Origin of the sequence: Streptomyces sp. SM10 (genome assembly GCF_002910915.1) — a bacterium.
Classification (GTDB): Bacteria; Actinomycetota; Actinomycetes; order Streptomycetales; family Streptomycetaceae; genus Streptomyces.
In genome coordinates this window covers 1-14,149 of the sequence record NZ_NEUF01000158.1, presented here as the reverse complement: position 1 = coordinate 14,149, position 14,149 = coordinate 1, and the positions used below count along the sequence as shown (strand labels likewise).

9 protein-coding genes and 2 pseudogenes are annotated in these 14,149 nt (G+C 66.0%); 7 read left to right on the top strand and 4 right to left on the bottom strand.

The features are described from left to right. Positions 1 to 218 precede the first annotated feature (218 nt). Both B9S57_RS25065 and B9S57_RS25060 read left to right on the top strand, forming a co-directional pair. The gene (locus tag B9S57_RS25065) at positions 219 to 1,400 is read left to right on the top strand and encodes a sensor histidine kinase (protein ID WP_103517851.1); all 1,182 of its coding nucleotides are present in this window, start codon (positions 219 to 221) and stop codon (positions 1,398 to 1,400) included. After that, a complete protein-coding gene (locus B9S57_RS25060) occupies positions 1,401 to 2,078 on the top strand; it encodes a response regulator transcription factor (RefSeq protein WP_103517850.1) in 678 nt (225 codons plus the stop codon). It abuts the gene before it with no gap. 123 nt (positions 2,079 to 2,201) lie between these two features. On the opposite strand, the gene B9S57_RS25055 is transcribed toward B9S57_RS25060, so the two are convergent. Beyond that, the gene (locus tag B9S57_RS25055) at positions 2,202 to 2,558 is read right to left on the bottom strand and encodes a hypothetical protein (RefSeq protein ID WP_103517849.1); all 357 of its coding nucleotides are present in this window, start codon (positions 2,556 to 2,558) and stop codon (positions 2,202 to 2,204) included. A 248-nt stretch (positions 2,559 to 2,806) separates the two neighbouring features. Between B9S57_RS25055 and B9S57_RS25050 the strand changes: the two are divergent. Both B9S57_RS25050 and B9S57_RS25045 read left to right on the top strand, forming a co-directional pair. Next, a pseudogene (locus B9S57_RS25050) lies at positions 2,807 to 3,316 on the top strand (metallophosphoesterase); the annotation flags it as partial. Between the two features lie 269 nt (positions 3,317 to 3,585). Beyond that, positions 3,586 to 4,155: an SMI1/KNR4 family protein gene (locus B9S57_RS25045; RefSeq protein ID WP_103517848.1), complete on the top strand. Its 570-nt coding sequence runs from the start codon at positions 3,586 to 3,588 to the stop codon at positions 4,153 to 4,155. A 73-nt stretch (positions 4,156 to 4,228) separates the two neighbouring features. Here B9S57_RS25045 and B9S57_RS25040 read toward each other — a convergent pair whose 3' ends face one another. Beyond that, positions 4,229 to 8,725 (bottom strand): hypothetical protein, encoded by a 4,497-nt coding sequence (locus tag B9S57_RS25040; protein ID WP_258036553.1) that lies wholly within the window; start codon positions 8,723 to 8,725, stop codon positions 4,229 to 4,231. After that, complete coding sequence (locus tag B9S57_RS25035) at positions 8,726 to 9,664, bottom strand: hypothetical protein (RefSeq protein ID WP_258036552.1); 939 nt, start codon at positions 9,662 to 9,664, stop codon at positions 8,726 to 8,728. A gap of 1,064 nt (positions 9,665 to 10,728) precedes the next feature. Between B9S57_RS25035 and B9S57_RS35780 the strand changes: the two are divergent. Continuing rightward, positions 10,729 to 11,226 (top strand): annotated as a pseudogene (locus tag B9S57_RS35780) (transposase); the annotation flags it as partial. Positions 11,227 to 11,271: 45 nt separating this feature from the next. Here the strand turns inward: B9S57_RS35780 and B9S57_RS25025 are convergent. Continuing rightward, positions 11,272 to 11,556, bottom strand: coding sequence for a hypothetical protein (locus B9S57_RS25025; protein ID WP_258036557.1), 285 nt, complete (start codon positions 11,554 to 11,556; stop codon positions 11,272 to 11,274). A 520-nt stretch (positions 11,557 to 12,076) separates the two neighbouring features. Here B9S57_RS25025 and B9S57_RS25020 point away from each other — a divergent pair. Both B9S57_RS25020 and B9S57_RS25015 read left to right on the top strand, forming a co-directional pair. After that, positions 12,077 to 12,511, top strand: a complete 435-nt coding sequence (locus B9S57_RS25020) for a hypothetical protein (RefSeq protein ID WP_103517847.1) — start codon at positions 12,077 to 12,079, stop codon at positions 12,509 to 12,511. Positions 12,512 to 12,560: 49 nt separating this feature from the next. After that, complete coding sequence (locus tag B9S57_RS25015) at positions 12,561 to 14,000, top strand: hypothetical protein (protein ID WP_258036551.1); 1,440 nt, start codon at positions 12,561 to 12,563, stop codon at positions 13,998 to 14,000. The last annotated feature ends 149 nt before the right edge of the window (positions 14,001 to 14,149 follow it).

Genomic DNA, 14,149 nt, shown 5'->3' with positions numbered 1-14,149 from the left:
CAAGGGCCTTGCAGCCGCCCTCACGCATCGCGTTTCTTCGTCTGGTGTTCGGTTGTCTCGGCACGTGAGCGAGTCTGTCCGCATGGTGCGGCAGACACATCAGCCCGGCGGCTCGCAACGTCTTCGACCGAAGGCGGGGCAGTGATGCGACTCCGGTCGGGGGCGCATCATCCCGCGGTCCGATTCACCCGGCCGCACGGCGTCGCGACAATGGCCGGGTGAACACGGACGTAGCGCCACGGCTCGGGTGGTGGCAGCAGACATGGCGGCTGGGTGCGGCCGCGGCAGTGGGGATCCCGCTCTGGCTCTCCATCGGTGTGTTGCTGCGGGGGCAGACGGACGAAACGGGCTCGTGGTTCGTCATCGGTGATCCGCTGGTGGCTGTCGGCTGCCTGACGGCGCTCCTGTGGCGGCGGCGGTTCCCGCTGGCCGTCGCCATGACGGTCGTGATCGCCTCGACCGCGTCGGCACTCGCTTCCGGCGCCGCTATTCTGGCGCTGATTTCGATCTCCACGCGTCGCCGTCCGGTGGAGATCGCGGTCGTCGCGCTGGCCTTGGTGACCGCGTCCCAGTTCGCCGGCGGGCTCTACCCGGTCCAGAGCCCGCCCAGCCTGCTGTGGTACCAGCTCGCGCTCCCGGCACTGATCGCCGGCATCGCGGTGGCCACGGGCATGGCCATCGGGGCGCGGCGCGTCGAAGTGCGGTCGTTGCGCGACAGGGCGGAGAGCGCGGAACGTGAACAGACCGCACGAGCGGCGCAGGCACGGGCTCTGGAACGGAACCGGATCGCCCGCGAGATGCACGACGTGCTCGCGCACCGGATCTCCCTGGTCGCCATGCAGGCCGGAGTACTGGACCACCGCGACGACCTCACCGCAGAGGAAAACCGCGTACTGGTCCGCGGTATCGCCGACGGCTCCCACCAGGCCCTGGAAGAACTACGGGATGTCCTCGGTGTGCTCCGTGCCGACCCAGACCGCCCGGAACCACCTCAGCCCTCCCTCGACCGCATCCCCGAGCTGGCAGCCGACGCCCGCACATCCGGACTGGACGTCACACTCACCACCACCGTAGCGGGAACACCGTCCGATGCGGTCGGACGCACCTGCTACCGGATCGTCCAGGAGGGACTGACCAACGCCGCCAAACACGCCCCAGGGGCTCACGTACGCATCACCCTCGAAGGAACAGCGGGCGGCGACCTCAGCGTCGGCGTCCACAACTCCCCAGCCACCACAGCCACCGCACAACCACCGACATCGGGATTCGGTCTGCTCGGCCTCACCGAACGCATCAGCCTCGCCGGCGGAGAACTCAGCCACCACCCCACACCCGACAACGGATACAGCCTCACTGCGCGGCTACCCTGGCCGAACCCCACCCACGAGAAGAGAGTATGAGTGGATACCGACCGGAAACCGGTGCGCGTCGTCATCGTCGACGACGACCAGTTGGTACGGATGGCCCTGCGGCTCGTCATCGACGGCGAACCGGACCTGACCGTCGTCGCGGAAGCGGCAGACGGGGACGCCGCGATCACCGTGGTGGACGAGCAGCGGCCAGACGTTGTTCTGATGGACGTGCGGATGCCCGGCCGCGACGGTCTGAGCGCGACCCGGGAACTCCTCACTCGACCGGCACCGCCGCGGGTGCTCATGCTGACCACATTCGACTCCGACGACCTGGTACTCGGCGCGCTGCACGCCGGAGCACTCGGGTTCGTCCTCAAGGACACCCCACCGGCGCGGATTCTCGACGCGGTGCGGACCGTCGCGGACGGCAACTCCGTGCTGTCTCCAGCGGCCACGGCACGGGTGATCGCCGCAGCCACCAGCCCGCAGTCGTCCTACGCTCGCGACTCATCCCGCGAAGCCGCGCGGAAACAGCTGTCCGCACTGACCGAACGAGAGCTCGAAACTGCTCGGGCCGTCGCGGACGGACTCGGCAACCCGGAGATCGCCGAGCGGCTGTACATCAGCGTCGCGACGGTCAAGGCGCACGTAGGCAACCTGTTCGCCAAGCTGGGGCTCGAAAACCGGGTACAGATCGCGCTCCTGGTACGTGACGCAGAGGACTGACCAGCGTCGCACAGGATCTGCGCAGGGGAGTTCCTCGACTCACCGCAGGGCAGTCGGCTTCGGGAGCCGTACTCTGAGCCATGGCGCGCCCCGTTGATGCGGATGACGTGATTCTCGGCTCGCTCAGTTGACGGCTCTGTCCAGGATCTGCGGGCCGGCGGCGAAGACGAACACCATGACGACGAAGAGCAGGGCGTGGACCAGGGTGGCGGTCCTGAAGCGCAGAGCGTGCAGGAACCAGGTGGACCCTGCCCCGATGACCGCGGTGACACCGGCGGCTGTGAAGTAGGCGCGGCTGGAGTCGGCCGGGGCCTCCGCATCTGGGTCCCACCCCATGAGCCCGACGATTCCGACCCACAGCACGAAGAACGCGAGAGTGTCGAGGACGAGCAGAACGAAGGTCGTCGCAGTCTCGGCCCCGGCGGACTGAGGCCGCCCATCGGTGTCCTTAGATGCGGCGATATGGTGTGGTTCATCCACGCCACCTCCGCATCGTCGATGTCCGGCACGCAGTCGTCCTCGAACAGCGGCGGGTAGCCCATGAGGACCACCTTGGCGTTTTTCGCACGCTCTTTGATCTTGGCGAGGGTCTGCTGCACTCGAGGCAATACGTCTTCGTCGAGGATGCGCGGGATTTCCGTGTGCATCGGCTTGCCCGAGTCGATGTAAGCATTCGGGCACGTAATGCCCGGGATGACGCATGCCTTGATGATGTCGGAGAACCGGGCGTCGTTTCCACCGGCAACCACGCGTACTACACCGAGGCCCAGGGCTGGGTCGACCTGATGGACGAACTGGGCTGGGAGCCGCTGCGCAACCGCCATCTGCTGCTCGAACGAGGCGGTGACTCCCTCGTGGTCGCCGGGGTCGACGACGTGACCGCCGAGTCCTCGGGTCTGGCGGGCCACCGGGCCCACCTCGCCGGAGCCCTCCGGGGAGCCGATCCCGAGCTCCCCGTGCTCCTCCTCGCCCACCAGCCCGCGTTCGTCGACCGCGCGGCAGCGGAAGGCGTCGACCTCCAGATCTCCGGCCACACCCACGGCGGCCAGATCTGGCCCTTCCACTACCTGGTCCGCCTCGACCAGCCGGCCCTGGCCGGCCTCAGCCACCACGGCGCTCGCACACTCCTCTACACCAGCCGCGGGACCGGCTTCTGGGGTCCGCCCTTCCGCGTCTTCGCCCCCAGCGAGATCACCCTGCTCGTGCTCCGCTCCTCGCGGCAGCCCGCCTCGTCCTGACGCGCGTCGCAGGAGGTCGGGAAGGCGGAGCCGGGCGGCGGCGCCAGGTGGGGCGTTACGGCCGGGGCGCGGCCGTGGGAGACGGCAGCGGCTCGGCGGTGAGGTCCGCGTCGTCTCCCTCGTGGAAGATTGCGCCCATCCCCTCACCTGCATGTGGTCGGATGATCGCATGGTGTGCGCGGATGTAGGCTCCTCGCACGACTGGAGTGATCGCACCTTGCGATGATCGTTAGATGCTGCTCTCACGCGGAGCAGAGAGGAATGGGGCCATGACAGTGGTGGAAAGCTGGTCTCGCGTGATGAACCTCCTTCAGGAATGCGCCCCGGCTGATCATGCTGATTTCCCTGGACCGGCTACGGAGCCCATGATTGCGGCCGCCGAGGAACGGATGGGAATCTCACTCCACCCGGATCTGCGGGACTGGCTGCTTCAGAACAGTCTCGATCTTCCCGAGGAGGACATGGACGACGATGTGCGATGCTACGGTTTCGCCGGGTTCCCTGACGAGGGCAGCTTCTTCTTGGGAATCCGGGAGATGGAGAAACTCTACGACCATCACTCCCGGCCTGGAGGCATAAACCCCCCGGACCAACCGGACAATCCGTTCTGGCGCAACGAATGGATCCCGTTTCTGTCCGACCAGGACGCCTGGGCGGGAAAGTTCATCGATGTGCGGGACGGGCGTATCGGCACATGGTTCACAGGAGAAGTCACCACTGTCGGCGAATTCGATTCCCTGGCCGACTACTTCGACTCCTTGGCGAACATGCTCACCAATATTTCCCAGGGATCACATGCGACGTGCTCGACAGTCGAGGGTCGGCTTTTCTGGTCATGAGACCATGAGGACACAAAGCAGGAATGCCCCCACGGTCACCCGTGGGGGCATTCTTACTGCATCCTCATGACGGTTACGGCGTGGGTGCGGTGAATCCGTCGAGGTCGAGCCAGTAGTCGTCGTCCTCCAGCAGGCGCTGTTCGGTGATGAAGCCACCGAAGGGCTGCATCGACTGGGTGTTGACCCAGTTCGACATCGAGGACCGGCCGCAGGGCTCCTTCCAGGTGGGAGGAGCCGCGTCCGGGCGCAGATGGAGCGTCATGGTGTCGTCGTCATTACGCTTCAGGTAGGTCTGCACACATTCCTTTCCGCTGTACGAGACAGGGTTGGGACCGTTGACGTTTCCGCCGCTCTGGAAGGAATTGGCGAAAGTGAACTCGTCACAGCTCCTCTGGTCGGTGATCGGCTTTCCGGCATCCGCGGACCACATGTCACTGAACAGGCCGGTGTTCTTGTACGTCTTCCACCGCCTCTCACAGATGAGCTGACGGTTACGGGCCTGCTGCGTCTTGGTGGGCTCGTCGGTGGCCATCTTGTTGGCCAGGTAGGTCAGCGGCTTGCCCCCGTTGTGGTTACCCCAGTCGATGTTGGTCTTTCGCCACATCATGTCGATGTGGGCGGCGGCACCGGGGAACTTCTTGGAGTTCATCGTGAAGGTCGGGGTGTAACCGGGGAACACACAGCCCGTTCCAGAACCCACACTGTCGCAGCGGATGTCCAGCTTCGACTTCTCGACCTCGGTCGGGACGGGCATCGGAACGCCGTTACCCGATCCCCCGAAGGTCCAGTAGGGGGTGATCACGTCCTTCGTGGTGCCGGTGCTCGGTATCCACTTGAACCGGGTGGTGATGGTCCTGATCACCGTGTCACCCTTGACGAACACCTTGGACCCTGACCAGTTGACGCTCGTGATGCTGCAGTATCCGCGGCACTTGGCCTGGTAGTCCATGGTGACCGTGTTCAGTGCACCTGTCATCGACTTCAACACCATCGTCGTGACCTGGGAGAATTCATTACTCCGGGCGTCGAGATGGATCGTGTTGTAGTAGTCGAAGTACGACCTGCCCGACGGCGCGCCGTCCGTGAAGAACGTGGTCGTCACCTCGTCGTGCATGCATGCATTGGTGCGCTTGCGGGTGATCGAAACGGACACGATGGAGCACGACGCGCTGCTCCTGGCTGCCATCGGGGCCGCCGAGGCTGAACCGGACGAGAGCAGGGCTGCACCGGGATAGAAGTCCTCGTTGATCTCGTCACCGGGCTCGACCAGTTCCGGGTCAGGAGCGGTCAGGTCGGCCCGCATGTCGCCGGTCATCGACTGGCCGTCGTACGTGCCGGGTACGAACGCCATGGCGTCGAAGGCGATGTCGGCCTCGCCGTTGCCGCCGTTGAAGTTGTCGAGACGTACTTCTGGGATCTGGTCACCGAACTCGTAGGCGCCCAGGTCCACCCACTTGTTGGACTGGTTCGCCGTCTGCGAGACGGCTGCCTCCTCCTCACCGTCCGGAGTCTGGATCCGGTACACGGCGTTGGACGTCTGCGCACCGTGGTCGGGGATGTGCGCGAAGACCTTGGCCTGGCGGGAGGTGTTGGTCAGCGGAGCATTCAGCTTCCAGGTGCCGGTGACCTTCAACCGGTTGGCGTTGGCCGGGTAGGACTCCTCCGTGCGGGTGTGCGTGAACCAGAAGTGGTTGCCGTAGCCCGCGCCGATCTGATGGGTGTCGATCTTCCCCGGATACGTGGTGACGGTGGTCGGGTTGTCCTTGTCGTCATCCGTGAGGTCCATCTGGGTGTCCCAGGGGACGTAGGTGAACCCGAACGTGCCGTCGGATTTCACCGCCCCGCATCCGCGGTTGGTGTCGACCCCCGCGGGTGTGGTGCCACCAGGCAGATCGTCGACCACCAGCGCGTTGGAGGGAAGGCTCGTGGTCGAGCAGTTCGGTGGATAGGATTTAGCGTCGGGCTGCTCGCCGTAGGACGTGGGGAAGCGGTGTACGCCGTTTCCGCACTTGGCGAGTTTCTCGCAGTCCTTCCACTGGTCCTTGGTGATCTCCTTGTTCCACCAGCAGTGGAGCCAGTGGGGGTTGGTGTCGCTGTCGCCCGAGTCGGCCGTGCAGGCGCCCATGCCCTGGTCGTTGGAGTCGTTGTCGCCGATCTTGGACGGGTCGCAGTAGTTGGACGCGTCGCAGAAGAGGTCAACCGGAGGCTTGGCCGCGGAGCGGTCCGCGTTGGTGGTCCACCAGGCGGGGCGGTAGCCGGCCTGGAAGTCACCGGGCGCGAACATCGCGGAGATGGGACGGGCCGCCCAGCCGATCACCTTCTCCTCGTACGGCCAGTCCTGCGGGTGCGCGGCGTGGCTGTAGTCGTCCCCGGCGGGGTTGGTGGCGCTCTGCAGGAACGGAACGCGGTTGGCCTTCCAGAGCGGGTTGGCCGGGTTGTTCGTCCAGCCGACGCCCGAGTGCCCTTGGGAGTCAGCCGTGTCGTAGAAGCCGGAGTTGTAGGCCCACAGGGCGAAGAACCAGTTCTCGATCCACTTGGGGTGGCCGCCGTTGATCTTCATCCCGGCGTTGTAGGTCTGGTTCCACTTCTCGGACAGGATCCGCACACCGGCGGCGATGTTCGCCGTGTAGTCGAGGGCGACGGCTTCCTGCGCGAGCGTGGACAGCGCGGTCTCGCCCGGCTTGGTCTTGCCGGCAAGACGCATGCCGTCGGTGGCCTGGGTGATGCCGTAACCGCAGTCCGCGTCGGCCCAGTTGATCCGCCAGGGGTCGAGCTGCTCGCCGGACGCCGCGTAGTCGACACCGTAGTAGTTGCCGATCAGGGAGTTGGCGGTGACACCGGGCACGGCGAAGCGGGTCGCCTGCCACATGTTGGATTCCTGCGCGGTGATGCCGAGCATCACCTGTGCGGGAATGTGCCACTTGTCGGTGACGTCCGGATCCTCGTTGTCGAGGGTGCCGTTGGGGTCACCGGCGAGCACGGTCGAGGGGAACAGGCCCTGCGGCTGATAACCGCCGGTCCCGGTGTTCTTCCAGTTGCCTTCGCGGTAGAAGTCCAGTTCACCGACGACGGCCTGGTCCACGGCCCATTCGACCTGGCGCGGAGTGGGCTGGAACGCCTGCTTCTTCACGTCGTTGCGGGCCACCGCGCAGTAGCGCTCGCCGGTGCCCTCGCTGGGGTTGTCGGCCTGCGCGGTGAGGGCCTGGGTGCGGACACTCTGCGTGGACAGGCCGTCCGTGCTCTTCTTGCCCGTGTCCGGGCCGGAGTCGACCGGACCGCCCGTGGGCAGAGCGGGAGACACGGCGTGCCCCTGTGCCCCGTCACCCACACGGTGCGCGCCGGGGCGCAGGTCGAGAGTCACGGACTTGCCCGAGTCCAGCATGCGCAGGGCCGTACGGGCGGGCCGTGGCTTGGCGGCGTCCTCCGGGTTGACCAGAGTGGTCTTCCCGTCGGACCAGGTGGTGGTCAGGGCCGCCTGGGCGTGACTGGAGATCGCCGCGCCCATGGGGAGCTTGCCGGGGTTGTGCACCCGCTTGGGCAGGGCCCGGGACGTGGCGTCACCGGTGACGAACACCTCGCCGCGTGCCGAACGGGACAGATCCCAGGCCTCCAGCTTGCCGGAGGCCACCGTGACGGGCTCGGTCTTCTTGCCCTGCGCGACCTCGGTGCGCGTCAGGTGCTTGGCCCAGCTGGCCGGCGTCTTGGATGCCTTCTTGTCGAGCTCGCGGTCGATGAAGGTGATGCCGCCTTCGGCATCGGCAGTGATCTGGAACGGCACAGTCGTCGTGGTGGCCAGGGGCTTCTCGGTCTTGCCCTTGATGCGCACCAGCTTGTTGCCGTGCGCGGCGACGACGCCTTCGGCCGTGGGAACGGCCGAGGTGACCTGCCCGGCGAGCGTGACGGACGGGCTCTGCTTGCCCGTCGCTGCGTCGACGGTGATCAGACGGGTCTGCTGCTTCTCGTCGCCGTCGTGCGAGAGTTGGGTGAACACCGCCTGATCGCCCTGGCCGCAGCCCGGCGAGAAGTAGGCGAGCGACGACTGGAACGGAAGCTTGGTCACCTTGCCCGATTCCAGGTTCACCACCGCGGTGAATGCGCCGCGGACCATGAGCTCAGGCTTGTTGGTGAACATCCGCGGCGCGTACGAGACAGCCGCGTACCTGCCGGACTCGGTCACACAGTGGTTTCCGATCCACGTGTCCGAGGCGAAGCCGTCCTCGAACAGGCTGGCTATCGTCCGAAGCTGGTAGCCGTCCTCCTCCTTGCCCGCGAGTATGTGGAAGCCGGTTCCGTCGCCGGTCGCGGTGACCGCGGTGTCAGCGGACTTCTGGTAGTCCGCGCCGAGTATGCGGACTCGGTCCTTCGCCGGGATCGCGGACGGCTCCAGCGAGAACTTCTTCTGCTGCTCGGTGGCGTCGCTCCATCCCTGTGCCGCACCCGCGGGCGGTTTTGACCCCTCGGCCTGCGCGGGCAGGCCCAAGGGTATCGCCAGCGCCATGGCCACCGCGAGGGTGACCGGTATGCGCGGACGGATACGTCTCTTTCTCAACTGCTTTTCCCCTCTGGTCATCTACTTGACGGCCTTTGCGGCCGTAAGGACTTCCTTCATGCGCCTTTCGACGGCAGTGAGTTGGTCCTTGTTCTTTTTGATCAGCTGCTTCTGCACTGCCGACTCCTCCTTGAACCAGACCTCGATCAGGCGGGTCTGCTCCTTGCAGTCGATGTCGTCCAGCGCGAGCGCGATCGAGTCTTCGGTGTCGGTGCCGCCGAGGCCCTGTTCCATGGCCCTGTACGGATCCGAGGCGGCGTGGCCCTTGCCCTTCATGCAGGCCGACCACTTGGTGATGGCCTTCTCGACCGGCTGGTGGGGGCGGGATTCGGAAATTCCTGTCGACGCGAGCTGAACGACGAATCCCGCATCGGACTCATTGAGCTTGAGTTTCCGCTTCGCCCATCCGACACAGCCGCCTTCGTGCAGCTTCTTGCCGTCGTACTCGGCGCGAGCCGGTTTGGTCTTGTCGCCCGACCCGGAGTAGGCACCGTCGCTGCCGGTGGGAGGGACGAGCGGTTCCGGCTTGGTGCGCCCGGTGAGAACCTCGACCTGGATGTTTGGCAGGTCGGGCGTCTGCTCGGCGGTGTACTTCTGCTGCTCGGGCGGGAGCAGGTATCCGTACTTCTCCGCCTGGGCACGGTCAGTGATGCCGTAACGCCGTTCGATGTTCATGCTGTTACTGCTCGCAGGCGGATTCACCCCAGGCCGTGGCAGGTCGACCGTAAATCCGTACTCGGCCATGCACTCCGTCTGAAGCGTGCGCAGAGCGGAGTCGATGACGACCTGATCCGCGTACGAGACCATGTAGCCTTCGAGCGGAAGTTCCAGGCCCTTGACCAGTCCGGAACTGGGCAGTTCCTCCGGCCACTCGCTCCGGTCGGCCTGCGTCTCTTTCGCAGCCGCGCCCGAGGAGGGCTCGGACTGCGAACAAGAGCTGAGAAGTATTGCCGCGAGCATGACAGCCGCAGCAGTGGACGCTTTCCTTGGGACGTGCACGGGTTCCTTCTCTGTGTGATGTCGTGAAGCGCCGAGACGCTCGTGAAGAGGAGCTTTCGCACCAATGGCGAACAGGCACGGAGTGACCGGCCCACCACGATTCGGGAGCCGGGATTCCCGGGAAGTCGGTGTTCCCGTTCACATGTGTCGAGTACGGCACGGGTGGCGGCTCCAGCACTCGCGACGCCTTGGCCGACCCACGGGCCGCCCGTCCGCAGTCCTGCTCAGTGAGCCCGGCCACGGACACCACGTACGAACGAAGGCTGCTTGAACGGGCCGCTTGTCACCGTGGCTTGAGGGAGGCGAGGTCGAGAACATCGTGCCGGACTCTCCGCGGCCGACTGCCGTCGCAGCCGCGTCCGCACCGGCGAACTCCGGGGCCGCTGCGTCCGCAGCGACGTCGCCGGTTCGCCGGTCGGGGCCGATGTCATTCCTCTCCCCCACGCATTGATGCAGCGTTCCCCCCCAGGCGCACGTCGGTTCAACGTCGAGGACTGAACGCGCGGTGGACGCCATCTGCATGTCCCAGCCATCGACTTGGGCATTAGATCATCATCGCTTCTCCGCGAAGTGGACATTCAGTGACCTAGCCGACGGTCACGAATTCATCTCTTTCTCACCTGTGCGGTCGAAGCCGGTGACGCCGCAGCGACTGACGGCACAGACCTCCTGGCGCCGGGTGGAGCATCCGAACTGACGCAGACAAGAGCAGAGTTGGCTCCGATCGGCTGTTCGGCCACCCCGAAGCGGTGTGATGCATCGTTCGCCGGAGATTAGCGAGGCGGATTCAATCGGTCGTCGCAACACCTCGTGATCAGCGAGGTGTGGGATGGTTCGTCGTCAGCAGGCAGCCGATCGGGCCATTCGGCCGAAGTTGAGGTCTCCGGGGCATCCAAAATGTCAGCGTCATATCGAAACGGCGTTCTGGGACGAAGTCGCCAAAGGTCTCCTCGCGGAGGAAGCGGCCGGGGGTTGTCGGCGTGGCGCCGGCAGTGGTCACGCGCTGGTTTCGGCAGTGTGGCGGCATGCGACCGTTCGATCCGAAGCCGCATTCGGGCAGGTACCTGTCGTTCTCTGATCGGGAAGAGATCGCGCTCCTCAACGCCCAAGGCAAGGGCGTTCGTGGAATCGCTCGGGAAGTCGGCCGTGATCCGGCGACGATTTCCCGTGAGTTGCGGCGCAACGCGGCCACCAGATGCGGGAAGCTCGATTACCGGGCATCGGTCGGGCAATGGAAATCGGACATGGCCGCACGCCGCCCGAAGACATCGAAGCTGGTCGCCGATCCGCGATTGCACGCATACGTCCAGGAGCGGCTGTCCGGAGAGATCAGCACGCCTGGCGGCAGGGCGATCGCAGGACCTTCGACAGGCGCGTGGAGGGGCGGAACAAGCCGCACTGCAAGGACCGCGCCTGGGTACAGGCGTGGAGTCCGGAACAGATCGCGAACCGGATCAAGGTTGATGTCCCGGATGATGAGTGCATGCGCATCAGCCACGAGGCGATCTACCAGGCGCTTCACGATGCTGGTCCACCTTCCGCGCGAGGAAGGGTACCGGCACAAGCAATCACGTCACCACTCGCCCGAGTTCGGCGCGGGACGGCTGTGGAAGCGAACGCAACGCTTCTTGCAGAATATCCCGGGCGTTCGCCACGTCGACGAGCGTGGACTCCGGATGGGGAGAGGCTGGGAAGCACAGGTCCAGGTAGCGGCCGGGCTGTCGCAGGAACGCCCGGTAGTGCCTGAGCGCGGCTTCCACCGCCCCGTCCCACAAGCCGTCCCGCAGCCCGGCCCAGGAGTCATCGTGCTCACGCTCCGTGCGCTGGATCTCGGCGCAGGTGCGCTCGGACAACCCGGGAATTCGACAGGTCCAAGGGCTCCAGACGGGCGGGACCGGATTTTCGGCGCGAAGCGCGCCGGGCCGTCTACGCGGCATAGGCCTTTCGGTTGGTCATCATGCTCGCGATCATGCCGGACGGCCTGACAGCCCACAAGGCCCTGCGGCCCTCACCGCCTCCCGGCAAACTCGCACCATCCGATCTTCCCGGCTTGCGCTCGCCAGCACCCCACTTGTCGAACGGAGCCTCGATGAACAGCAGCCCACACCCCGCTCTGTCGCGGACCCCCGACATCGGCGATGCAGCGCGGAGGGCCACCGCCGCTGTCGTGCACGCCGCAGTAAGCGACCACAATCACGCTCCGTCACGAGCGGCCGCCGACGGAGGCACCGCCTGCGCGGTCCTCCCGATCGGGCCGTGCAGGACAGCCACTCGTCAGTCACTCGGTAGCGAGCTTTTGGCCAGGCACCAGCTGTCGCCTGAGCAATACCGTTCCGTATTTTTATTGGCAACGATCACACTGACGGGGGGGCCATGGCCTGGGACGAGTGGAAGCAGATCAAGAACGATGTGGCCGCCCAGCGCACGGACTCGATGCGACTGAACCAGCTCGCCCCGGCGGCAGGGGGCGGCGGCGCACCGGATCTCGCCTCGAGCCCGAAGAAGAAGCAGGCGGCGGCGAAGGCCATCAACGATGATCTGGAACCCGACGTCGAGAGGGACGGCAAGCACGCCGCCGAGAGCGTGAAAGCGGTGGTCAAGGAGCTCGGTGCCAGGGACGGGTACGGCTGGGACACGTCGGGGGCTCTGAAGAAGGCGCACCGGACGTGGGAGCAGCAGGTCAAGGCGCTGCTGGGTCGACTGGCGTCGGAGAAGCACGCCCTGAGCAAGACGGGCATCGACTTCCGGAACGACGACATCGGCATCGGCTCGCAACTGGGTCCGCCGTCCCCGATCGACGACTGCTGACCAGCCGACCGACCGCCCCGGGGGATGCGTGCCGACCTATCACGAAGTGATGAGCAGCGACCTGTCCAAACTCACCGACGCCGCCGACAAGTGGGTTGAGATGGCAGGCAAGTTCAAGACGATCGAGGAGCAGTACGAACGAGATGTCCATGGCGTCTCACTCGGACCGTCATGGGTCGGCCAGAGCGCCGATGCCGCGAACTACAGGTTCGCCGTGACACTTAAGGAGCTGCAGGGGGCTCAGAAGGAGGCCAAGGCGATTGCGTCCATCCTGCGGGATTCACACACTCAGCTCGCCGCCCTCCGTGGCAGGGTGAACACCGTGCGCACCGACGCGATCAAGGACGGCATGCGCGTCTCCGACCAGGGCATCGTTTCGTTCGATACCGAACAGCTCAGCCAGAGTGCACGTAGTGCGTACGTGCATGACCCCGGCTACCAGGAAAGCGTGCGCGCGCAGGTGACCCGGTGGGGCGATCTCCTGGACCAAGCGGTCCAGGCGGTCACTGACGCCGACGACGGCATCAGGCTCGCCCTCGCAGCCGCCGTGGTCGACTCCGACGTCATGGACGGGACCATGAACGGCTTCAACAGAAGCCCTGTGAAGAGCCCTTATCCCTCCCTGGAGGAGGCCGGCAAGGCCGCCGACATGCCGAAGGGGAGGGCCGCCGTGGCGGAGTGGTGGCGTGGTCTCGATCCGGTGACCCGCGGCATCCTGCTGCGAGAGCGCGGCGACGACCTTCGGGAAGCAGGGATCATGGCCCCGCTGTACGAGTGGAGACCGGCCGACGCCGGATCGGGAGCATTCGACATGGAGGCCCCCATCGCCCGCGACCTCTGGGTCCTGACGCAGGCTCAAGCGATCGCCGCAGGCGGCGATGTCACAGGAGAGGTCGCGGCGTCCCGCAACATGCAGCACTACCTCAGCGGCACCGGCGAGCCGCTCGACCTCGACGTCGACCGCATCCTGCACGACGATTCCGGGTTCCGGACCGACGTCGGCACGCTCCACATCACCGAGAACCAGGAAGCATGGCGTCAGAAGGCCCTCGATGAGTTCGAGAAGGCCGGCGGCGACAGGACGGTCGTCGTTCCCGTGGAAAGCCAGGCTATCGGGCGGACCTTCGGGGAGGACGAATGGTTCCACGCGGTCGGGTCGCACCAGCAGAACGTGTCGGGCATGGTCACCGTCAGTCCGGGCGACGGGGGCAAGCCACAGGTCTCGCTCGACTACCAGGTCAACGTGTGGGACCGGTACAACTGGGGCTCCGGAAAATCGACGACGTTCCCCGGTGGTGTCACCATTCCCGACGACGACATGGGGCGCCTGCACAAAGTGGGCTTCGCCCAGGAATTCGACATGCGCGGTAGCAGCGGCACCTACACCCAGGATCTGAACAGTGGCTCAGCCCTCGGGGTGACACCGGCGGACCCTGGGCGCGAAGGGTCCCGCGGGGACGTCTCGCGCGGCGACGAGGAGAACCGGTGAACAACCGATCTGCCCTGCGGCCACGGCTGCTCGCGGCCCTCGGGGCCGCCCTGCTGCTCACCTCCTGTTCGAGTGCCGGCGAAGATGAACACCGGACGACGGACGGGCGCGCCTCGCACTGGGGAAAGGACATGGGCGCCCCGGAGGCA